The sequence below is a fragment of the Geobacillus sp. 47C-IIb genome, assembly GCF_014679705.1.
GTDB classification, from domain to species: domain Bacteria; phylum Bacillota; class Bacilli; order Bacillales; family Anoxybacillaceae; genus Geobacillus; species Geobacillus thermodenitrificans.
In genome coordinates, this window is the sequence record NZ_CP061473.1 from 860967 (window position 1) to 883197 (window position 22231).

The 22231-nt window shown below is 50.3% G+C and carries 21 protein-coding genes and 1 pseudogene; 6 read left to right on the forward strand and 16 right to left on the reverse strand.

The window, feature by feature from the left end; translation table 11 throughout:
• Positions 1 to 14 precede the first annotated feature (14 nt).
• Together IC804_RS04375 and rpsU are read right to left on the reverse strand one after the other, a co-directional pair.
• On the reverse strand, positions 15 to 461 hold the full coding sequence (locus IC804_RS04375) for a GatB/YqeY domain-containing protein (RefSeq protein WP_008879911.1): 447 nt from the start codon (positions 459 to 461) through the stop codon (positions 15 to 17).
• A gap of 29 nt (positions 462 to 490) precedes the next feature.
• The gene (rpsU, locus tag IC804_RS04380; RefSeq protein ID WP_008879912.1) at positions 491 to 664 is read right to left on the reverse strand and encodes a 30S ribosomal protein S21; all 174 of its coding nucleotides are present in this window, start codon (positions 662 to 664) and stop codon (positions 491 to 493) included.
• 185 nt (positions 665 to 849) lie between these two features.
• Here rpsU and IC804_RS04385 point away from each other — a divergent pair, with 185 nt between their 5' ends.
• Positions 850 to 1785 carry a Na/Pi symporter gene (locus tag IC804_RS04385; protein WP_011887839.1) on the forward strand — a complete coding sequence of 312 codons (936 nt, stop codon included), beginning with the start codon at positions 850 to 852 and terminating at the stop codon, positions 1783 to 1785.
• On the opposite strand, the gene deoC is transcribed toward IC804_RS04385, so the two are convergent.
• Entirely contained in the window at positions 1782 to 2453 is a 672-nt protein-coding gene (gene deoC / locus IC804_RS04390; protein WP_008879914.1) for a deoxyribose-phosphate aldolase, read from the reverse strand. The two genes, IC804_RS04385 and deoC, sit on opposite strands and share 4 nt — an antisense overlap.
• A gap of 322 nt (positions 2454 to 2775) precedes the next feature.
• Between deoC and IC804_RS04395 the strand changes: the two genes are divergently transcribed.
• The 3 genes and pseudogenes from IC804_RS04395 to IC804_RS18465 all read left to right on the forward strand — a co-directional run bounded on the left by IC804_RS04395 (position 2776) and on the right by IC804_RS18465 (position 5975).
• Complete coding sequence (locus tag IC804_RS04395; protein ID WP_190300613.1) at positions 2776 to 4344, forward strand: IS1182 family transposase; 1569 nt, start codon at positions 2776 to 2778, stop codon at positions 4342 to 4344.
• A 343-nt stretch (positions 4345 to 4687) separates the two neighbouring features.
• Positions 4688 to 4819 (forward strand): annotated as a pseudogene (locus IC804_RS18815) (transposase); the annotation flags it as partial.
• Positions 4820 to 4943: 124 nt separating this feature from the next.
• On the forward strand, positions 4944 to 5975 hold the full coding sequence (locus tag IC804_RS18465; RefSeq protein WP_223812891.1) for an IS1182 family transposase: 1032 nt from the start codon (positions 4944 to 4946) through the stop codon (positions 5973 to 5975).
• A gap of 47 nt (positions 5976 to 6022) precedes the next feature.
• Here IC804_RS18465 and mtaB read toward each other — a convergent pair whose 3' ends face one another.
• From mtaB to gpr, 12 genes are all read right to left on the reverse strand, one after another.
• Positions 6023 to 7372, reverse strand: a complete 1350-nt coding sequence (mtaB, locus tag IC804_RS04405) for a tRNA (N(6)-L-threonylcarbamoyladenosine(37)-C(2))-methylthiotransferase MtaB (protein ID WP_008879915.1) — start codon at positions 7370 to 7372, stop codon at positions 6023 to 6025.
• A gap of 78 nt (positions 7373 to 7450) precedes the next feature.
• Positions 7451 to 8227, reverse strand: coding sequence for a 16S rRNA (uracil(1498)-N(3))-methyltransferase (locus IC804_RS04410; RefSeq protein WP_011887840.1), 777 nt, complete (start codon positions 8225 to 8227; stop codon positions 7451 to 7453).
• An 18-nt stretch (positions 8228 to 8245) separates the two neighbouring features.
• Complete coding sequence (prmA, locus tag IC804_RS04415; RefSeq protein WP_011887841.1) at positions 8246 to 9184, reverse strand: 50S ribosomal protein L11 methyltransferase; 939 nt, start codon at positions 9182 to 9184, stop codon at positions 8246 to 8248.
• Between the two features lie 5 nt (positions 9185 to 9189).
• Entirely contained in the window at positions 9190 to 10335 is a 1146-nt protein-coding gene (gene dnaJ / locus IC804_RS04420; RefSeq protein WP_008879918.1) for a molecular chaperone DnaJ, read from the reverse strand.
• 127 nt (positions 10336 to 10462) lie between these two features.
• On the reverse strand, positions 10463 to 12280 hold the full coding sequence (gene dnaK, locus IC804_RS04425) for a molecular chaperone DnaK (protein WP_008879919.1): 1818 nt from the start codon (positions 12278 to 12280) through the stop codon (positions 10463 to 10465).
• 22 nt (positions 12281 to 12302) lie between these two features.
• Entirely contained in the window at positions 12303 to 12965 is a 663-nt protein-coding gene (gene grpE, locus IC804_RS04430; protein WP_008879920.1) for a nucleotide exchange factor GrpE, read from the reverse strand.
• Positions 12966 to 13060: 95 nt separating this feature from the next.
• Positions 13061 to 14095 carry a heat-inducible transcriptional repressor HrcA gene (hrcA, locus tag IC804_RS04435; RefSeq protein ID WP_008879921.1) on the reverse strand — a complete coding sequence of 345 codons (1035 nt, stop codon included), beginning with the start codon at positions 14093 to 14095 and terminating at the stop codon, positions 13061 to 13063.
• An 83-nt stretch (positions 14096 to 14178) separates the two neighbouring features.
• Positions 14179 to 15318, reverse strand: coding sequence for a radical SAM family heme chaperone HemW (gene hemW, locus IC804_RS04440; RefSeq protein WP_081156973.1), 1140 nt, complete (start codon positions 15316 to 15318; stop codon positions 14179 to 14181).
• A gap of 113 nt (positions 15319 to 15431) precedes the next feature.
• Complete coding sequence (gene lepA, locus IC804_RS04445) at positions 15432 to 17261, reverse strand: translation elongation factor 4 (RefSeq protein WP_008879923.1); 1830 nt, start codon at positions 17259 to 17261, stop codon at positions 15432 to 15434.
• 151 nt (positions 17262 to 17412) lie between these two features.
• Complete coding sequence (locus tag IC804_RS04450) at positions 17413 to 17751, reverse strand: DUF3679 domain-containing protein (protein WP_008879924.1); 339 nt, start codon at positions 17749 to 17751, stop codon at positions 17413 to 17415.
• A 13-nt stretch (positions 17752 to 17764) separates the two neighbouring features.
• Complete coding sequence (spoIIP, locus tag IC804_RS04455) at positions 17765 to 18964, reverse strand: stage II sporulation protein P (RefSeq protein ID WP_008879925.1); 1200 nt, start codon at positions 18962 to 18964, stop codon at positions 17765 to 17767.
• 74 nt (positions 18965 to 19038) lie between these two features.
• The gene (gpr, locus tag IC804_RS04460; RefSeq protein WP_008879926.1) at positions 19039 to 20157 is read right to left on the reverse strand and encodes a GPR endopeptidase; all 1119 of its coding nucleotides are present in this window, start codon (positions 20155 to 20157) and stop codon (positions 19039 to 19041) included.
• A gap of 182 nt (positions 20158 to 20339) precedes the next feature.
• Here gpr and rpsT point away from each other — a divergent pair, with 182 nt between their 5' ends.
• Positions 20340 to 20609 carry a 30S ribosomal protein S20 gene (rpsT, locus tag IC804_RS04465; protein ID WP_008879927.1) on the forward strand — a complete coding sequence of 90 codons (270 nt, stop codon included), beginning with the start codon at positions 20340 to 20342 and terminating at the stop codon, positions 20607 to 20609.
• Positions 20610 to 20743: 134 nt separating this feature from the next.
• On the opposite strand, the gene holA is transcribed toward rpsT, so the two are convergent.
• Entirely contained in the window at positions 20744 to 21763 is a 1020-nt protein-coding gene (gene holA / locus IC804_RS04470) for a DNA polymerase III subunit delta (protein ID WP_081156971.1), read from the reverse strand.
• Positions 21764 to 22046: 283 nt separating this feature from the next.
• Here holA and IC804_RS04475 point away from each other — a divergent pair, with 283 nt between their 5' ends.
• Positions 22047 to 22181, forward strand: a complete 135-nt coding sequence (locus tag IC804_RS04475) for a YqzM family protein (protein ID WP_008879929.1) — start codon at positions 22047 to 22049, stop codon at positions 22179 to 22181.
• Positions 22182 to 22231: the final 50 nt, after the last annotated feature.

Consider the following 22231-nt stretch of genomic DNA (forward strand, 5'->3'; position numbering starts at 1 on the left):
AGGCCCATTGCATTTTATGAAAGCTGTTGTTGGACAAGTTTATTGACGAGCGAACCATCCGCTTTTCCTTTCACTTTCGGCATGATCGCACCCATCACTTTTCCCATATCCGCTTTCGAAGAAGCGCCGACTTCCTTGATCGTCTGCTCGATCAGTTCGCGCAACTCATCCTCCGTCAGCGGTTTTGGCATATACAACTGAACGATTTCAATTTCGTTTTTCGCTTTTTCGACAAGATCTGAACGGCCAGCGTTTTCAAATTCTTGGAGGGAGTCTTTACGCTGCTTCAGTTCGCGAGAAAGAACCGTCAGCTCTTCGTCTTCTGACAGCGAGCTTTTGCCGAGCTTGATCGCTTCGTTTTGCAACGCCGCCTTCAGCATGCGGAGAACAGACAGCTTTTCTTTCTCCTTGTTTTTCATTGCTTGCTTCATATCGTCATTCAAACGATCGAGAAGACTCACCGATTATACACCCTCTTTAATGCATGCTCTTAGTGCTTGCGCTTTCTAGCCGCTTCAGATTTTTTCTTCCGTCTGACGCTTGGCTTTTCATAAAATTCGCGCTTTCTCACTTCTTGCAAAGTACCGGTTTTCGAAACGGCACGTTTAAAGCGACGAAGAGCGTCATCGATCGACTCATTTTTGCGAACGATCGTTTTGGACATCCTGCTTCCCTCCCTCCGAACAACAACCATTGCATATTGTACTTGTCAATTATAATACATGCCGACGGAAAAGGTCAATAAAAAAAGCATGGTCGCGCTCAGTCCGTTCTGTCCCACTTCCCTAAAAAACGGTCATTCCCCGCGGACAAGGCCCATACATATTAGGATGAAAGGGGAGAACGTCCATGGGGCCGCTTTTGATGCTGTTTGCCATTTACACTGCCGTTTTCCTGATTGGCATGTTCATGATGAAAGCTGGGTTTTACACCTTATCCGGCCATCGGTTGAAACGATGGCTCATGCGGTTTACTGCCACACCGTGGCAAGCGTTTCTCACCGGCTTGGCGACGACCGCGCTTGTGCAAAGCAGTTCGGCAGTGATGGTGATGACTGTCGGCCTCGTTGCCACTCGCTATTTATCATTCCGCCAATCGATCGGTATCATTTTAGGCAGCAATATCGGCTCAACAATCACGACTGAGCTAATAACGCTCGATATCGGCGATGGTGCCATTCCGCTCCTTCTTGGCGGCGCGCTGCTCGTCTTTATCGGACGCCACCGCCTCGTTTACAGCCTTGGGATGATTGCTGTCGGCCTCGCCGCTTTGTTGTTTGCCATGGACGGCTTCAGTAGCCTCGCTAAGCCGCTGGCTTCCTATCCGCTCGTTGATGCTTGGCTGCAACAGACAAACGGTTCAACGGCAATCGGCCTTCTCGTTGGCATCATTCTGACCGCTCTTGTTCATTCAAGCGCGGCGACGATCGGCATCGCTATGGGATTTTTAAACGAGCAATTGTTGACACTGCCAGCCGCCATCGCTATTTTGCTTGGTGCCAACATCGGCACGTGCATCACCGGATTGTTGGCGTCTATCGGCTCAAGCAAGGAAGCGCAATTAACCGCCTACACCCATTTATGGCTGAACGTCGTCGGCGTGGCCGCATTTCTTTTTTGGATCGAAGCGCTCGCCCGCCTCGCTGTGATGCTCAGTCCGGCGCCTGACGTGCAGCTCGCCCATGTAAGCGTCTTGTTTAACATCATTTGTTCTGTCGCCGCCTTGCCGTTTGTCGGCGCCATTGAGACGGCTATTTTATTTTTGCACGCCCGCAGGCGGACTTAATAGTCAGCGCCGCCGGTTTGGCCGCTGACGATCGCCACCCCGGAGCTCGTCCCAATGCGCGTGGCCCCAGCTTCAATCATCGCTTCGGCTGTTTTTCGGTCGCGGACGCCTCCTGAGGCTTTGACACCTGCTTTATCGCCAACTGTCCGGCGCATCAGCGCCACGTCTTCGACCGTCGCTCCGCCGCCTGAGAATCCGGTCGACGTTTTTACGTAATCGGCGCCCGCTTTCACCGCCAATTGGCAGGCGCGCACTTTTTCCTCATCAGTCAACAAGGCCGTTTCGATGATCACTTTCACAAGCGCTTTCCCGGACGCCGCCTCAACAACCGCACGAATGTCGCGCTCAACGAGTTCATCGTTACCACTTTTTAACGCGCCGATGTTGATTACCATATCGACTTCGCGGGCGCCGTTTTCGATAGCGTTGTTCGTTTCAAACGCCTTTGTTTCCGGCGTCGTCGCCCCAAGCGGAAAGCCGATGACCGTGCAGACGCGGACATCAGTGTCGGAAAGCTCGCGTGCCGCTGTTTTCACCCACGCTGGGTTGACGCACACCGAGGCGAAGCCGTGTTGCTTTGCTTCGTCGCATAGTTGAATGATTTGCTCTTCCGTCGCTTCTGGCTTAAGCAACGTATGATCGATCATTTTAGCAATATTCACCGTCATGGAAAGTCGCTCCTTTCTCCCGCTCTTTCATTAAACAAAGGTCTGACGTCTACCATCATACCATGTCCTTGCAACAAAAACTAGCCACCATCTATATTGTCTCCTATTTCGGCTCTCAGCGAACTTTTTAACCCGATACCATTAAATGAAATGGACGGAAAACGAAAAACCCAGCCTTTAGGCTGGGTTTCAGAGGATGTCCCAAAAGTGTTCGCATAGCGTTCGCTTTTGGGACACTTTTTTGGATAAAAAAGAAGAAAACCGTTCCTCTTTTGGTATAATAGAGTCACCACAACCCTACCAAAGAAAGGACGGTTTTCTTATGTACATTTATTATAACCGAGATCAACTCATTTTGCCAATGGATCTTGAAATTTTCATTCCCAAACATCATCTTTGCCGGATCGTGGATCTGGCAGTGGAAAAAATGGATCCGGCTCTGTTCGTTTCCCTCTATCCTGGCGGAGGGCGTCCAGCCTATCATCCGAAAATGATGTTGAAAGTCATCCTGTATGCCTACGCCAATCGGATCTACTCCTCTCGCCAAATCGCCAAGCAGTTGAAAGAAAACATTTACTTTATGTGGCTATCCGGCCATCAAACACCGGATTTTCGCACGATCAACCGATTTCGGTCGGAACGGATGAAGGACATCATTTACGAAACGTTTTTCTCCATTGTCGATCTTCTGCGTCAAGAAGGGTTGGTCAAGTTAGAGGATTATTTTCTGGATGGAACGAAAATCGAGGCCAATGCCAACCGATATACATTCGTTTGGCGCAAATCAACGGAAAAGTACGATCAGAAACTGGAGGAGAAATTCCGGAAAATCGTTGCCTCGATCGAACAGGTGACGAAAGAAGATGAAGAGGCGGAACAAGAGGGGGATTTTCAAGAAAAGCTGGAAGCTTCACCGATCACGTCCGAAAGGATCGAAGCCGTCATCGAACAAGTGGAAGAGCGCCTAAAGAAAGAGCCGAAGAATCGTACGTTAAAGAAAGCCAAACGGCAATTGGAACAAGATCTTCTCCCCCGTAAGAAAAAATATGAAGAATACAAAGAAAGATTAGGCGAACGGAACAGTTTTTCGAAAACGGATCCGGATGCCACGTTTATGCGGATGAAGGACGACCATATGAAAAACGGCCAGCTCAAACCGGGGTACAATGTGCAGATTGGGACAGAGAACCAATTCATCACTGGATTTAGCGTGCATCAACGGGCAGGGGATGCCGGATGTTTCATTCCGCATTTGGAGCAATTGGCCGCCTATGGGCGTCCAATGCCTAAACAAGCCATTGCGGATTCCGCCTATGGGAGTGAGGAGAACTACACGTACTGTGAGAAAAAGGAGATAGTCGCCCTGATCAAGTACAACACGTTGGATCGGGAACAAACGAAAGCGTGGGCGAAGGAGATCGGCCGAATCGAGAACATGACGTATGATGAGGAGCTGGATGAGTGGATTTGCGCCAAAGGGGAACGGTTGGTGTTTGTGTATGAACGGAAGGAAACGACCGACAACGGGTACGTTACCGTCAAACGGACGTATCGTTGTACGGCTTGTGCCGGATGCCCGTTTCAGACGGCATGCGCCAAAGGCAAAGACACGAAAACCATCCGCGTTTCCTTGAAAAATCAACAACAACGGCAGGAGATCCGTAAACGGCTGTCCACGGAAGAAGGGGCGGCGACGTACCGAAAACGACAAATCGAAAACGAGCCGGTGTTTGGGCAAATCAAGCACAACCAGCAATTTCAGCGCTTTTTGTTAAGAGGGCTCCCAAAAATTACCTTGGAATGGGGGCTTATTTGTGCTGCTCACAATTTGAGAAAGTGGGCGGCCACAACCGATCCAACAAAGAAAAAACAGGATAAAATTCAGAAATAAGGAGAAATTCCTGCTTCAAAAAAGGAATAAATAACCAAATAGTAAAGAAAAGAAACAGAGGCTGTCCCCAAAAGGTCGGTTTAACGACCTTTTGAGACAGCCTCTGTTTTATTATGAAGGTAAGACGAGGGAGAAATGGAGGAAAGGAACGATGCTTCGGCCACACCAAGAAGATGGGCGCTATACCGAAACCACGGTGAAACTGGATGATCTGGTTCCAGAGGATCACTTGGTAAGAAAGCTGGATGCGGCCATTGATTTTTCTTTTATCTATGATGTGGTGAAAGATCTCTACTCTCCTGATCATGGACGTCCGAGCATTGATCCAGTGATGTTGTTTAAAATGTATTTGATTCAGTATGTATTTGGGATTCGCTCCATGCGTGAAACCGTCGAACAAATCCGAACCAACGTCGCCTACCGTTGGTTTTTAGGACTTAGTCTTCATGATCCCGTTCCTCATCACTCGACGCCAAGTAAAAACTATGCGCGTCGTTTCGCTGGAACGGATGTATTCCATCAAATTTTTTCACGGATTTTAAAAGAAGCCTTTGAACACGGATTGGTAGATTCGAGTGTCTTGTACGTAGACTCCACTCATGTCAAAGCAAGCGCCAATAAAAAGAAGTTTACAACGGAAATGGCAGAAGTCGAAGCCAAAGCCTACCAACAGGAACTCGAAAAAGAAATCGAACGGGATCGGATCGCTCATGGAAAATCGCCGTTGCCATCTGAGAAAAAAAAAACGGGAAGTAAAAGTAAGCAAAACGGATCCGGAGAGCGGACTGTTGGTGAAAAATGAACGGGAGCGAGTGTTTGCCTATTCGTATCATACAGCTTGTGATCGCAACGGATGGATTCTACAGACCTACGTGACGGCAGCCAACGTCCATGACAGTCAAGCGTTTTTTGTGCTGTTCGAACGAGTGAAGCGGGAAATCCAATCATGTCCGGAAGCCGTGTGTGTAGACGCAGGATATAAAACTCCTGCCATTGCCAAGTATTTACTCGAACAAGGGGTAAAGCCGATTTGGCCGTACACTCGCCCGAAAACAAAAGATGGATTCTTTCGGAAATCAGATTTTGTGTATGACGAATATTTTGATTGTTATCTATGCCCCAATGATCAAGTTCTATCTTACTCTACTACGAATCGGGAAGGGTACCGGGAATACAAATCGGACCCGGCGGTGTGCCGAAGCTGTCCGTATCTTCATCAGTGCACGCAAAGCAAGAGCTACACCAAAGTAGTCACTCGCCACGTATGGCAGGACTACTATGAAGAAGCAGAGCATTTGCGGTATGTTCCGGAATACCGGGAACTCTATGCCCTCCGAAAAGAGACGATTGAACGGGATTTCGCCGATATGAAAGAGAAGCATGGTCTGCGCTGGACGCATTACCGGGGATTGGAAAAAAATGAGGCGCAGGCGATGCTTGTTTGTGCTGCCATGAATTTAAAAAAACTGGCGAATTACCTATGGAAGGCGAAGCACCGCCCTTTCTTTTCCTTTGCATGGCTTCCCATCCTACCCACTTTTTTTGAAAACATAGTCTATTTATGGAACAAAATGGGTTTCAGACATTCGTCTGAAACCCATTTTGTCAACAGTCTGAAACCCAGCCTTTAGGCTGGGTTTTTGAGTCGGTCACACTTCTCCTGAACCGATCATTTTGCTTATGAGCTTAATTTCACCGAACGGACAGCCTCATCCGACACAACGCGGACAAACTCGCCTTCGTTATACGGATAGCCGGCCTTCGTAATTTTCACTTTAACAAGTTCGCCGACCATCTCTTCTGTCGCCGGGAAGCGCACTTTCAAATAGTTATCGGTATAACCAATATACATTCCCGGCTCTTCCTTATCGTGCTCTTCCGGAATAACCTCGAGCACTTGCCCTTCGAACCGGGAGGCGTATTCTTTCGCCAGCTGGTCGGAAAGGGCAATTAAGCGGCGGACGCGGTCATGTTTCGTCTCTTCATCGATTTGGTCCGGCATGCGAGCTGCCGGTGTGCCGGTTCGTTTCGAATATGGAAAGACGTGCAGCTCAGAGAACCGCTGTTCGCGGATAAAGTTGTACGTCTCCATAAATTCTTCTTCCGTTTCACCTGGGAAGCCGACGATGACATCGGACGTCACTGCGAGTTCTGGAAACACTTCACGCAATCGGGCGAGCCGCTCAGCAAAAAATTCGACCGTATATTTGCGGCGCATCCGCTTGAGCACCGTGTTTGATCCCGATTGAAGCGGGATGTGCAAATGGCGGACGATTTTATCCGACCGTCGCAAGACATCGATGACCTCATCGGTCAGCTGGCTTGCTTCGATCGATGAGATGCGGATCCGTTTGAGCCCTGGCACTTGCTCGTCCAAATCACGCAAAAGCGCAGCAAAATTGTAGTCTTTGAGATCAGTGCCATAGCCACCTGTATGAATGCCGGTCAAAACGATTTCTTTATAGCCGGCGGCAACGAGCTGACGCGCTTGACGGATAATTTCTTGCGGATCACGCGAACGCATCAAGCCGCGCGCCCACGGAATGATGCAAAACGTGCAAAAGTTGTTGCACCCTTCTTGGATTTTGAGCGACGCCCGCGTCCGGTCAGTAAATGCCGGCACATCCATTTCTTCGAACACGCGTGTTTTCATAATGTTATGGACAGCGTTGATCGGCTGCCGTTCACGCTGAAACTGCTCGACATAGTCTAAAATTTTATGCCGGTCTTGCGTACCGATGACAATATCAACACCAGGAATCGCCATCACTTCCGCTGGCGATGTTTGCGCATAGCATCCGGTCACGCAGACGACAGCGTCCGGATTGCGGCGCACCGCACGGCGGATAACTTGGCGGCTTTTTTTATCGCCGGTGTTCGTCACCGTACACGTGTTGATCACATATACATCAGCATGGCTTTCAAACTCTTTCCGTTCATAGCCGGCCTTTTTAAACAGCTGCCAAATCGCTTCCGTTTCATAATGATTGACTTTGCAGCCCAATGTATGGAAAGCCACTGTTGGCATATTCTTCACCTCACTCTGCACCACCGCTGATCGCCAGCGAGGGCTAGATGTTTTATGATAAACTCCAAATCGGCTACGTTACTCTCGCTCTCTCTTAGAGCCTGATTCACAAAGCTCCCATTCGTACGAAGCGGCGGCAAGCAAGTAGAGCGGCGCCGTTTCCGTCCGCAAAATACGCGGGCCGAGGCTGCACGGTAAAAAGCCGCTTTGCTTGAGCTGTTCCGCCTCCTCACGGCTGAACCCGCCTTCCGGCCCAAAGACGGCTAAAAGCGAGCTGCCGGGCTGAAGGTCGGCAAGGAGCGCCGGAAGTGAGGCATGCCGCCCTCCGCGCGCTTCTTCTTCATAGGCAAACAGCCGGCTATCAACCGTTTCCCCGAAAGCGATCAGTTCCTTAAGCGAAAGCGGCGCCCGCACGATGGGCAACAACGTTCGTTCGGCCTGCTCGGCCGCCTCTTTCGCAATTTTTTTCCACCGCTCCACTTTTTTCTCTGCTTTTTTGGCATCCCATTTAACGACCGAACGAGCGGCCACAAATGGAAGAAAGCCGGCAGCGCCGAGCTCCGTTCCTTTTTGGATGACGAGCTCCCATTTTTCTCCTTTTGGCAGCCCTTGGGCGATATAAATGCGCACCGGCAATTCGCGCCCTTCTTCCTTCCATTGTACAATACGGGCACATACTTGCTCATTGGCAATTTGTTCAATTTGGCACACGGCCGTGCGTCCATCCGGAAATACGCAGGCAATGGCGTCTCCCGGCTTCATGCGCATAACGCGGGAAATATGATGGGCGTCATCGCCGCTGATAACGACGTTTTCGCCTTGGCGCTCCCGGTCGGAAACGAAATAACGCTGCACCAAACATCCCTTCTTTGCTTACGGTTTGATGGCGACAAACGCCACCCAGTCTTCCATCACATTGACTTCTTCAATGAAAAATCCAGCAGCAAGCAGTCCGTCCTTGACATCTTGCTTCTTCGCCTGAATGATGCCAGACGTGATAAAGCGGCCGCCCGGTTTCAATAGCCGGTAGGCGTCAGCCGTAAAGCGCAAAATGATTTCAGCTAAAATATTGGCGACGATCACATCGGCTTGCTCATCGATATGGTCAAGCAAATTGTTTTGCGCGACCGTGACAACGTGTTGCACTTTATTGAGCTTGACGTTCAGCCGCGCGCTGTCGATTGCCACTGGGTCTAAGTCGAGCGCCCGCACCGAATGGGCGCCAAGCATGGCAGCAGCAATGCTTAAAATGCCGGAGCCGGTGCCAACATCAATGACATTGTCTCCAGGATGCACATATTTTTCGAGCGCCTGCAGGCACATGACCGTTGTCGGGTGGGTGCCGGTGCCAAACGCCATACCCGGATCCATTTCGATGATCAGCTCATCGTTGGAAGCCGGCTCATACGTTTCCCATGTCGGCACGATTGTAAACTTTTCCGATACTTTTACCGGGTGGTAATGCTTTTTCCACGCCGTTGCCCATTCTTCCTCATTCACTTCGCTCAACGTAATTTTATTTTTGCCAAGATCAATATCGTATAACCATAAATTGTTAATTGCCTGCTTGATTTGTTCTACCGTTTCACCCAGAAAACTATTGACCGGCAAATACGCCTTAATGACGACGCCTTCTTCCGGATAATCGTCCGGATTGAGCTCGACGATTTCGCCATACCAGTCGTCGCGGTCTTTGACAAGATCGTACGGATCTTCGATAACAACACCACCGGCGCCCGCCTCATGCAAAATGTTTGAAATCGCCTCGACCGCCTCGTGCGTTGTATGGATGCTGATTTCTGACCATTTCATCGCGCTCACGTTTCTCCTTTAAATGCCTTTTTTACTTTTTCAAAAAAACGGCCGTGCGACCCGTCGTGCATCGTTTCCCCACCGAGTCGGTCGAACTCGCGCAATAGCTGTTTTTGTTTTTCTGTCAGCTTCGTCGGCGTCACAACGCGGACGATGACGTGCTGGTCGCCTTGGCCGTAGCCGCGCACGTTCGGCACTCCTTTTCCTTTTAAGCGGAAGCGCGTGCCCGTTTGTGTGCCAGCCGGAATTTTCAGCTTTACATCACCGTGGAGCGTCGGCACTTCAATTTCATCACCAAGCGCCGCCTGAGCGAACGAAAGCGGCACTTCACAATAAATATCATCACCGTCGCGTTTGAAAAACTCATGCGGTTGGACGCGGAAAATGATGTACAAATCCCCTGGCGGCCCGCCGTTGACGCCCGGTTCCCCTTTGCCGGCGACACGCAGCTGCTGGCCATCGTCAACACCAGCCGGAATTTTGACATGAATTTTTTTCCGCTTTTTGACGTGCCCGGTGCCGCCGCACGTCGGACATTTTTCCGGAATGTGACGGCCCGTGCCGCCGCAAACCGGACATGTCCGGCGGTTGACAATGCGGCCAAACGGCGTCGCCTGTTCGCTTGTCACTTGTCCGCTACCATGGCAATGCGGGCACGATTGCGGGCTTGTACCTGGCTTCGCTCCGCTGCCGTGGCACGTATCGCACGTTTCTTCATGCGGAACTTCAATTTCCGTTTCTTTTCCAAACGCTGCTTCCTCAAATGTGAGCGTCATCATATATTCCAAGTCGGCTCCTTTTCGCGGCCCGCTTGCCCGCCGGCGTGAACCGCCGCCGAAAAACGTCTCAAAGATATCTTCAAAGCCGCCAAAACCGCTGAATCCACCAAAATCAAACCCGCCACCTTGGAATCCACCGCCGAACGCCTCGTTCGGGTCGGCGTGGCCAAACCGGTCGTAGCGAGCCCGTTTTTCATCGTCACTTAATACTTCATACGCTTCTTTAATCTCCTTAAACTTCTCTGCGGCGTCCGGCGCTTTGTTAATGTCTGGATGATACTGCTTCGAAAGCTTTCGATACGCTTTTTTAATCTCGTCTTTCGTCGCGTTTTTACTGACGCCAAGAACTTCATAGTAATCACGCTTCGCCATCGTTGGTCATCCACTCCCGATTCACTCACATAAAGATAATTTTATCATTTCCCTTTATTTTATGGCAATATGTGAATGCTAGAAAAAAAGTCAAAGCCAAGGCAGGCCTGACTTTGACTTTTTTTCATTATTTGTCGTCATTGACTTCTTCAAATTCCGCATCGACCACATTGTCTTTCTTATCGGCCGCGCCGGATTGCGCCTGTTGCGCTTGTTGCGCCGCTTGTTCATACAGCTTGATCGATAGCTGCTGCACCGCTTCTTGCAGTGCATCTTTTTTCTTGCGGATGTCATCAAGATCGTTTTTCTCAAGCGCTGCTTTCAATGCATCTTTCGCTTCTTGCGCTTTTTTGATTTCATCAGCGCTCACTTTTCCTTCGAGCTCTTTGACCGTTTTTTCCGTTGTAAAGATGAGCTGATCGGCTTCATTGCGCAAATCGGCCGCTTCTTTCCGCTTCCGGTCGGCTTCGGCGTTTTCTTCCGCCTCTTTGATCATGCGCTGAATTTCCTCTTCCGACAGGCCGGATGACGATTTGATCGTAATGGATTGCTCTTTGTTCGTTCCTAAATCTTTCGCACGCACATGAACGATACCGTTGGCGTCAATATCGAACGTGACTTCAATTTGCGGCACACCACGCGGCGCCGGCGGGATGTCAGTTAACTGGAAGCGGCCAAGCGTTTTGTTGTCAGCCGCCATCGGACGCTCCCCTTGCAAAACGTGGATGTCGACCGTTGTTTGATTGTCGGCCGCCGTTGTGAACACTTGCGATTTGCTCGTCGGAATCGTCGTATTCCGCTCGATCAATTTCGTAAACACGCCGCCCATCGTTTCAATACCGAGCGACAGCGGGGTAACGTCAAGCAAGACAATATCTTTCACTTCACCGGCGATGACGCCGCCTTGGATCGCCGCTCCGATGGCCACGACTTCATCCGGATTAACGCCTTTGTGCGGCTCTTTGCCAAGCTCACGCTTAATTGCTTCTTGCACGGCCGGAATGCGAGTCGAACCACCGACTAAAATCACCTTGTCAATATCCGCAGACGTCAAACCGGCATCTTGCAACGCTTGACGGACTGGCCCCATCGTGCGCTCAACGAGGTGCGCGGACAGCTCTTCAAATTTTGCCCGAGTGAGCGTCGTCTCAAGGTGGAGCGGACCGTTTTCGTTCGCACTGATGAACGGCAGCGAAATTTGCGTCTGCGTCACACCAGACAGTTCTTTTTTCGCTTTTTCGGCCGCATCTTTTAAGCGTTGGAGCGCCATTTTGTCTTTGGACAAGTCGATGCCGTTCTCTTGCTTAAACTGGCTGACTAAATAGTCGATAATGACTTGGTCAAAATCATCGCCACCTAAATGGTTGTCCCCAGCAGTCGCTTTTACTTCAAACACACCGTCGCCAAGCTCCAAAATCGAGACGTCAAACGTTCCGCCCCCCAAGTCATAGACGAGAATCGTTTGGTCCTCGCCTTTGTCGAGGCCGTAAGCAAGCGCCGCAGCCGTCGGTTCGTTAATGATGCGCTCAACTTCCAAACCGGCGATGCGTCCAGCGTCTTTCGTCGCTTGGCGCTGCGCATCGTTGAAATACGCCGGCACGGTGATGACAGCGCGCGTCACCGGCTCACCCAAATAATCTTCAGCGTACGATTTTAAATATTGCAAAATGATCGCCGAAATTTCTTGCGGCGTATATTGCTTTCCTTCAATCTCGACTTTGTAATCCGTGCCCATGTGGCGTTTGATCGAGATGATCGTATTCGGATTCGTGATCGCTTGCCGTTTGGCAACCTCGCCGACTAAACGTTCACCGTTTTTAAACGCCACAACCGACGGGGTTGTGCGGCTCCCTTCTGGGTTTGGAATGACTTTCGCTTCGCCGCCTTCCAACACAGCGACGCAAGAGTTTGTCGTTCCTAAGTCAATGCCGATAATTTTGCTCATCGCTCATCGCCCTCCGTTTCCATTATTGGCTCACTTTTACCATAGCGGGACGGAGAATGCGGTCTTTTAACTTATAGCCTTTTTGCAGCTCCTCCACGACCGTATTCGGCTCATAGCCGCCTTCATCCGTCTGCATAACTGCTTGGTGTAAATGGGGATCAAACGGTTTGCCAACCGCTTCAATCACCTCGACACCTTCTTTTCTTAACGCGTCAAGGAGCGAACGGTACACCATTTCTACCCCTTGCAAAATCGATTTTGCTTGTTCGTTTTCCGTCTCTATTTTCAACGCACGCTCAAAGTTGTCGAGCACAGGAAGCAAATCGCTCGCCAAACTTTGGGCGCGGTATTTTTCAGCCGCTTCCATCTCTTGACGTGCCCGGCGGCGGAAGTTTTCAAAATCAGCGTACAGGCGAAGATAGCGCTTTTCCATCTCAGCTAACTTCTCTTCCAATTCAGCAACTTGCGCCTTGGCTTTGGCCAGTTCTTCCGCCTCAACCGACGTTTGCTCGGCAGGATCAGCTGTCGTAGAAGCTGCCTCCGGATTCTCGCCGGCTTGTGCATCTGCATGCTCCGAAGCGGCGCCAATGGCTTCGTCTTCCGGTTGCGAATCTGCCCCTTCTTTCGAAACCGGCTGTTCCGTTTCCAGCTCATTGTATGTAGCTTGTTTGTCTCCTTGTTCCATTGCCTTCACCTCCCTATCAGGGTTTGCGATTTATGTATCAATGGCCACAAGGAAAGGATGGACGCGCATCCATCCGTTAACCAATATGGCCATCCTTACTGATTTTGATACCATTTCGTCAATGCAGCCGACAAATCGGTAGCAACGCGGTTTAACACGGTAATGACGCGTGAATATTCCATGCGCGTCGGACCGAGAATAGCGATCGTCCCGAACGGTTCATCGCCAATCGAATACGTAGCCGTAATCAAACTGCAGTTTTCCATACCGCTCAGCTCGTTTTCCCGCCCGATCGACACTCGCACCCCTTTTTGACTTTGCTTGCGGAGCAAACGGTAAATGTCCTTTTCTTGCTCGATAATGTTCAAAAGCGGGCGCACCTTTTGGATGTCGCTAAACTCTGGCTGGTTAAACATATTCGTTTTTCCAGCAAAAAACATTTTTTCCTCTTCAGGAATATCGAGCGTGTCGATTAGTGTATTGAGTATACTGTCGTAGTTGCGAATATGCCGGCGCAGCACGTCGGCTACTTCCGTCTCGATTTTTTCTTTTAAATCGATAAGCGGAACGCCATTCAAACGCTCGTTTAAAATATTGACCATCTTTTCGAGATCGCCGGCATTGACGGTTGTCGGGACTGTGATGACCCGGTTTTCGACGTGACCGGTATCCGTCACCACAATGGCAACAGCCGTCTGTTCAGTGAGCGGAATGATCTGCATCCGTTTCAGCTTGCTTTCCTTAAACGCCGGACCGAGGGCAATCGACGTATAATTCGTCAAATCGGATAAAATTTGCGCCGACTTTTGCACCAATTTCTCGAGCTCGTAGATACGTTCAGCGAACACGGAGCGGATTTTTTGGATATCCGTCCTCGTCAACCGCTGCGGCGGCAATAAGTGGTCAACGTAGTAGCGGTACCCTTTTTCCGATGGCACACGGCCCGAGGAAATGTGCGTTTTTTCAATATAGCCCAGCTCTTCCAAATCCGCCATTTCGTTGCGAATCGTCGCTGAACTGAACGAGATTTGGTGCTTTTTCGATAACGTCCGCGAACCGACAGGCTGCCCGGAACGAATGAAGTCGTCGATAATCACCTGCAAAATCAACAGTTGGCGGTCCGTTAACACGTTTCTCACCTCTGTTAGCACTCAAACAATTCGAGTGCTAAATCTACTATTAGGGTAGCAAATCGCCCGGTAAATGTCAATCTTTACATTTCTCCGAGGAAGGCAGCAAACACTTCATTGCCAAGCAGCTTGCCGCGTTTTGTCAAGCGGACATGAGTCGCCGTCTCCTCGAGGCGCCCGTTTTCGATTTCACGGCGGATTGCCTCGCCAAACATGTCGCTCATCTCACGGCCAAACTTTTGCCGAAAGCGTGCTTTCGATACGCCTTCTGTCTTGCGCAACCCTAAAAACATCTCCTCCTCCATCTGTTCACGGAAGGTCAGACGGTGCACGTCGCGATGCGGCCATTCGCCGCGTTCCACTTTCTCGATGTAGTGGCGGATCGGACCGATATTGGCACGCCGCACTCCATCGATATAGCTGTGCGCCCCGGCACCGATGCCGTAATACTCTTCGTTGTTCCAGTAGACCAAATTATGCTGGCTTTCAAACCCTGGGAACGCGTAGTTGCTAATTTCATATTGCTGATAGCCATGAGCTACGGTTCGTTCCATCGCCGCTTCATACATCACCGCTTCCGCTTCTTCGCCTGGAAGGCGAAGCCGACCGTTCCGCCATTCGTTGTAAAAAATCGTCTTTGGCTCGATAATAAGTGAGTAGGCGGAAAGATGTGGTACATGAAGCGAAAACGCTGTTTCCAAATCGGCGAGAAACTGCTCGAGTGTCTGTCCCGGCAAGCCATACATAAGATCGAGACTGATATTTTCAAAACCGGCTTCCCTTGCCATCGCCACCGCCCGCTCGGCATCACCGCGCCGATGCGTACGGCCGATCGCTTGAAGGAGCTCATCATCAAACGCCTGCACCCCGATGCTCAACCGATTCACTCCAGCATCGCGCAAAATGGCGAGTTTTTCTTTCGTCAGCCCATCCGGATTGGCCTCGACCGTAAATTCGGCCGTTTGCGGGTGAAACTGAAAATGTTTATGAATGCTCTCTAGCAGACGGCCAAGCTGCACCGGCTCCAGCACCGTCGGCGTGCCTCCTCCGATAAACAGCGTCTTAAGCTGACTGTCGAACTCGGCCGCTGTCCATTCCATTTCCTTGTCCATCGCCTGCAAGTAGTCGTCAATCGGCTGGCCTGCCGCAAACACTTTGTTAAAGTCGCAATAGTGACAAATATGAGCGCAAAATGGGATGTGAAAATATGCCGATGTTGCCATGACTCTCCTCCTTTCGGCTGCCGGCGCAACGGTGCATGGCACCTTCATCTTTTTGCCGACATCGCATCGTAAGAAAGAAACAAGGCCATCCCCGAAGGAGACAGCCCTGCTCATTATTTTTTCTGGTCGTCGATTTTCAAGACAGCCATAAACGCTTCCTGCGGCACTTCGACCGAACCGATTTGTTTCATCCGTTTCTTTCCTTCTTTTTGTTTCTCAAGCAGTTTCCGTTTCCGCGACACGTCGCCGCCGTAACATTTGGCGAGCACGTTTTTACGCAGCGCCTTGATCGTCGAACGGGCGATGATCTTATTGCCGATCGCCGCCTGCACAGGCACTTCAAACTGTTGGCGTGGAATTAAATCTTTCAGCTTCTCGACGATCACTTTGCCGCGCTCATAAGCCGAATCGCGGTGAACAATAAACGATAAAGCGTCAATTTTTTCGCCATTCAACAAAATATCCATTTTGACAAGATTGGACGGCCGGTAACCGATCAATTCATAGTCAAACGACGCATACCCTTTCGTGTTCGACTTTAACGCATCGAAAAAGTCATACACGATTTCCGACAGCGGAATATCGTAAATCAACATGACCCGCTTTTCATCTAAATATTGCATGTCAACGAACGTGCCACGCTTTCCTTGGCACAGCTCCATCACCGGTCCGACGTAGTCGTTCGGCACCATAATCGTCGCTTTTACATACGGCTCTTCGATGCGGTCGATTTTTTGCGGATCCGGCATGTTCGTCGGGTTGTCGACATCGACTTCCGTTCCGTCCGTTAAATATACTTTGTAGACAACGCTCGGCGCCGTTGTAATTAAATCGATATGAAATTCACGTTCAATCCGCTCTTGGATAATCTCCATATGAAGCAAGCCGAGAAACCCGCAACGAAAGCCAAACCCGAGCGCCTGCGACGTTTCCGGTTCAAAGTGAAGCGCCGCATCGTTGAGCTGCAGCTTTTCTAACGCTTCGCGCAAGTCGTTGTAGCGCGCCGTGTCGATCGGGTACATGCCGCAAAACACCATCGGATTGAGCTTCCGGTAGCCAGGGAGTGGCTCAGCAGCCGGCCGTTCGGCATCGGTAATCGTATCGCCGACGCGCGTATCTTGTACGTTTTTGATCGACGCAGTTAAATAGCCGACATCACCGACCATCAGTTCGTCGACAACTTTTGGTTTTGGTGTAAACACGCCGACTTCGGTCACTTCAAACTCTTTGCCGGTCGACATCATTTTAATGCGCTGGCCCGGCTTAACCGTTCCATCGACGATACGGACGTAGGCGACAACGCCGCGGTACGGGTCATAAAGTGAATCAAAAATGAGCGCCTTCAACGGCGCGTCCGGATCGCCTGACGGAGCAGGAATTTTTTCCACGATTTGTTCTAAAATGTCCTCGACGCCGATGCCGACTTTCGCGGAGGCGAGCACCGCTTCAGAGGCATCGAGGCCAATGACGTCTTCGATTTCTTGGCGGACACGCTCCGGCTCGGCGCTTGGCAAATCGATTTTATTAATGACTGGTAAAATTTCTAAATTGTTGTCAATGGCCAAATACACGTTTGCGAGCGTCTGCGCTTCAATGCCTTGCGCCGCATCGACGACTAAGATCGCTCCTTCGCAAGCAGCCAAGCTGCGCGACACTTCATACGTAAAATCGACGTGGCCCGGCGTATCGATCAAATGGAAAATATACTCTTCCCCGTTTTTCGCTTTATATGTCAACTGGACCGCATTCAATTTGATCGTGATGCCGCGCTCGCGCTCGAGCTCCATCATATCGAGCGTCTGCTCGCGCAACTCGCGCTCCGACAGCGCACCTGTTTTTTCTAAAATGCGGTCCGCAAGCGTCGATTTTCCGTGGTCAATGTGAGCGATAATCGAAAAGTTGCGAATCCGTTCCTGCCGTTTCAACCGTTCTTCCCGGTTCATTGTCTCTCACTCCTGCTTCTTCGCAAAACTACACTAGCTTTGATTATAGCAACAGTGCGAAGAAGATTCAATGACCAAGACAAAAACAAAAAAACCGCCAGACTTGGCGGGACGGATATCTTTTTCAGCTGTCTGGAAACCGGGAAACCGGCTAATCAAACGCACGGCCGATGAGCGAAAGCAACGTTTCCATGAACGCTGTGGCTGCATCAGCCAACTGCCGGCCGAGTTCAGAGAAGAGGTTAAACGTTTTTAGTTCCTGAATCGTTTCCTTCTTTTCCTGCAAATCGCTCGCTGCCACTGTCTGCCCGAACACCGCCGCCTCAAGCTCTCCGTTTCCGTTTTTCTCGATCTGGATGACGGAAGGAAACGACGGATCGGCATAGCCGCGCATCCGTTCCATGCCGTGATGCGCCTGTTGCATGCCAAACAGCACACCGAAAAAAAGAAGAAACAGCGCTATGCTAAACCGAATGAACCATTTGACCATACAAGACGCCCCTTTACTTTTCCTCTGCCGGAACCGGTGCTTCGACTTTTTCCGCCTGCCAATAATATTCGCTGAACACATCAGCAAAAGCAGCTGCCGAACGGAACAGTTCAGCAAACGTATTGTCGACACCGCCAAATTCAACTAAAATCGCGTTCTCGGACAAATCTTGATTAAACTTTCCGTCCGTTCCCGCCCCTTGCTTCTTAATGACTCCACGGCTTAATCCCGGATATTTTTTTTGCAGCAAATGGTGAAGCTCTGTCGCCAGCTGCAAGTTTTTCTCATATTCCGCGTTCTCACCGCCAACAATAAACGCCACACGCGCATAATCAACGCCATTGATCGTCGTCGTTGTATGTTGTCGTCGGTGTGCATCGCGATGAATATCGATGAAATATTGTAAATCACGGTTTTGCTTCATCGCCGCGACGACCGTTTGCCGCGACATATTGTACGCTTGGCCGTATTTCATCCCTTTTTTCAACAGTTCCGCTTCAATATCGGTTTTGTTAACTTGCGCGCCAATCCCCCGCTTCTCTAATTCTTCCATTAATTTTTCTCCGACTTTTGTAACGTTTACGTTGCGATGAAATGCTAAATCCGGATCGGTCACGCCTTTTAAGGCCGGCAAATACGACTCACGCGTATGTGTATGATAAATATAGACGACTTTTCTCCCTCCGGTCGTCTGCGCCGGCGGCGGAAGCGGCTTTTTATCTTGGTTTTGCTCCGCTTGCTGCAGCTCCTCAACCGAGGCTTGCCGCTCGGCGAGCATCACCTCAAGCGGAGGTGCCGATTCGTATGGAATGTTCGTATAATCTGTTCCTTCGCCGGCGATCAAAATTTTGCTGTCATACAAGGCAAAGCCCGGCAGCTCGCTACCGAGCAGACTGCGAGGATCATCGGGGTTGATGCTTGTCGCTAAGCGGAACAATAGCGACGAGTAATTCGTCTGTTGTCGCTCTTTCGGCAACAGCTGAGTAAAATAACGGTTTTCAAGCCCGAACAAACGAATGAACGTTTCTTCCGGAAAATGGGCCGCCATATCGTTAAGCGATGATGAAGATGGGCGGTATTCCGGACGCAGCGACGTAAGCGCTCCGACGAGCATAAACATCATCATGCATCCAAGTATGACGAGCATAAACAATTTTTTTAAACTGGCTCCTGGAACAGTGATCACGACGTTTGGGGAGCGCCTTCGTTTCATATTCTCACCCTTTCCCGGCTTGTCCTCTCACTTTAACGTATGGCCAAGCCGGAAAAGATAGAACCGTTTTTTGCCTAATGGGTGTAAGAGCCTGTATTGCTTTGATCAACTTGCCGGTGCAGCGCCGCGTTTAAGCCACTGGCCAATAAATTCGCCATATCGCCGATGAACGAATCGACCTCCTTTGGCGTCACCATTAAGTTATGACCAAGCGGAGCGAGCACTTCGTAAATGAGACGCCGCTTTTCTTCATCATCAAGCGTGCCGACCATGCCAAGAAACGCCGACCGCTCTTGCTGCGACGGCATATCTTGTTCCGTCAACTTCTTTTTGCGTCCAAACGTCCAGCCAGCCGGAGCGAGAGCGCTTGACGGCCGCTGACCTTCGCGCATCTCACGACCGAAATGTTTTAAAATGAAGTCAATCGTATCGCTTGTAATCGAGACGGCATCAACAACCGTCGGAACGCCGATCGAAATGACCGGGATGCCAAGCGTCTCATAGCTCAGTTCTTTCCGCTTGTTGCCGACTCCGGAACCAGGGTGAATGCCGGTGTCAGAAATTTGAATCGTCGCGTTGACACGTTCGATCGAGCGAGCCGCCAACGCGTCGATGACAATGACAAAGTCCGGCTTCGTTTTCTGAACGACGCCATGGATAATATCGCTCGTTTCAATACCGGTTGTCCCCATCACTCCCGGCGCAATGGCGCTGACCGGTCGAAATCCTTCTTCAACGCTTTCCGGCTGCAATTGAAACAAATGGCGAGTGACGAGCACGTTTTCAACCGTCAACGGCCCGAGCGCGTCAGGGGTGACGTTTTGGTTGCCGAGCCCAACGATAAGGCAGCTCGCTCCATCTGGAATGCGAAGCTGCTTGAAAAAAGCGCTCAGTTGCTCGGAAAAAATGCGCTGCACTTTTTGTTGCAATTCTGTGTTTTGTTCACGGATGCCTTGCGCTTCGATCGTCAAATAATGGCCTGGCTTTTTCCCAATTGACGCCGATCCTTGCTCCGTCACGTGTACATGCGACAACTTGACGCCATCGATCTCTTGATCGTGAATGATGACTCCCTCAATCGGCGACGCGCTTTCTCTTTTTTGCTGCAAGCGCTCCTCGACCGCGATCTCATGAGCTTCGATCGCCAAGTCGGTGCGCACCGAGTACATGCGTAAATCGAGCGGCTGTTCCATATCGTTCCTCCTCGTTCATGCCGTTTTCTTTTATTGTCGCCGCAATAGGACTCGATCATTCATGTTTCGTAAAGGATTTTCGCTTGAATCCTCTTGCATAATCAAAACACGTTTGATAGAATAACATTTGTTCTTCCTGTTGTTCACAGCGAGAATAGGAACGGTAATGGAGGTGAACGGACGTGGCTAACATTAAATCGGCGATCAAACGCGCGAAAACGAGCGAAAAACGTCGGGCTCACAACGCCTCGATGAAATCGGCTATGCGCACGGCGATCAAAAAATTTGAAGCGCTCGTTGAATTGAAAGACGTGGAAAAAGCGCAAGAAGCGTTCATTATCGCTTCGAAAAAATTAGACAAAGCCGCAAGCAAAGGCCTTATCCATAAAAATGCCGCTAGCCGGCAAAAATCGCGCTTAGCGAAAAAATTAAACAGCATCCAAGCTTCCTAATGAAAAACGACCTGGCGCCAGGTCGTTTTTTTGCTTCCTTAATGAAATGAATGAAGCCTCGCTAGTTAGTCCATGTCATCCAAGAGAAAACAAGCTTTGCTTATTGAGCGCACAGTGAAGGGCGCTGGCTTTTTTTATTGCCGACCGCCCCACCGCATAAGCAACAGCTCCACCGCCAAACGGCGATCCATCGCTCCGCTTTTCACTTCGTAATCCGCAGCGGCAAGTTCGTCAATCGCCTTGGCCAGCTCCTGCTCAGAAAAACGAGCTGCTTGACCAAGGGCGAGCTTGACGCGAAACGGGTGTACTTTCAGCGCTGAGGCGATTTGTGTCTGTCCATAGCCCGCTTGAGCGAGCCACTTCACTTGCGCCAACAGACGAAAATGGCCGGCGAGCAACGCCAAAATTTTGATCGGTTCTTCATTGTTTTCCAGCAAATCATAAAATGTCTGCAACGCCGTGGGAATGTTGCGCTTCGCTACTTGCTCGACAAGAGCGAACACATTTTCTTCCGGTGTGCGGGCGACAAGCTGCTCGACTGCCTCTGCCTCCACCGTTCCACCCGGCCCGGCAAACAAGGCTAGCTTATTGATTTCGTTCGCCAATGCGGCCAGCTGCGTTCCAGCTCGCCGCAAGAGTGCATCAATCGCTTCGTCGCTAATTTGCGCTCCTTGGCTCTCGATCCGTCGCCGCACCCAAGCGCGCAACTCCCCTTCAGCGAGCGAGGCGGCGACAACGACTTCGCTATGTTCTTTGGCGAGTTTTGTGATTTTTTTTCGCTCATCGAGCTTGTCATACGGTGCGAAAAAGACGACGATCGAAAACGGTGCCGGCGCTTTGAAGTACGCCTCAAGCTTCGCCAAATCGTGCTCGATCTCCTTGTCTTTTTCGGCTGTAAAAAAATACGGATGTTTAATAAGAATGACGCGCCGTTCCCCGAAAAACGGCACCGTTTCCGCCTCTTCAAGCGCCGCTTGTACCGGCGTTTCCTCGCAGTCGTACACCGCTAAGTTCCATTCGTGTTCTTCCTCCCCAAGCGCCGCCTTCACTAATCGCTCGTACGTTTCCTGTAATAAAAATGACTCGCTGCCATATAATAAATAAAGGGGAGAAAACCGCTGTTTTTCGATGTTTCCCCATACGCGTTCCAGCATGTTCCCTTCTCCATTCTCTAGCAAGATTCCCTGCTAGAAAGATACACCGTTTTTCGCCATTTTACAAGGGAACCGGCTGTCGAGAAAACCGGTTCCCCTTTATATAAACGCCGACCAATAAGTCCTAGGACCTTACTGGCCAGCGGGTTATTTTTATGTTTTCCCGGCCGTTTGAAAGTATTTGTGTCAACTGTTGTCAAGGAAGGAAAATGGACAAGCGGCGGTAGATTTTTTTATTGTTTTCGTCTATACTAAAAATGATTGCACGAGGAGGGGGAAAACGATGAACGTATTTGAAAAGGAAGTGCAAAGCAAACGGAATGACGCCGTCGATTCCGCCGTCGGTTTTATCGTATCGTTCGGCTTTTTCGCGACGATGTTCATCATCGCGACGCTGATCGAATTTTTCGGCCGGTAAAGGATTGCTTACATAAGCAATCCTTTTTTCTTTTTGTATGATATGCTATG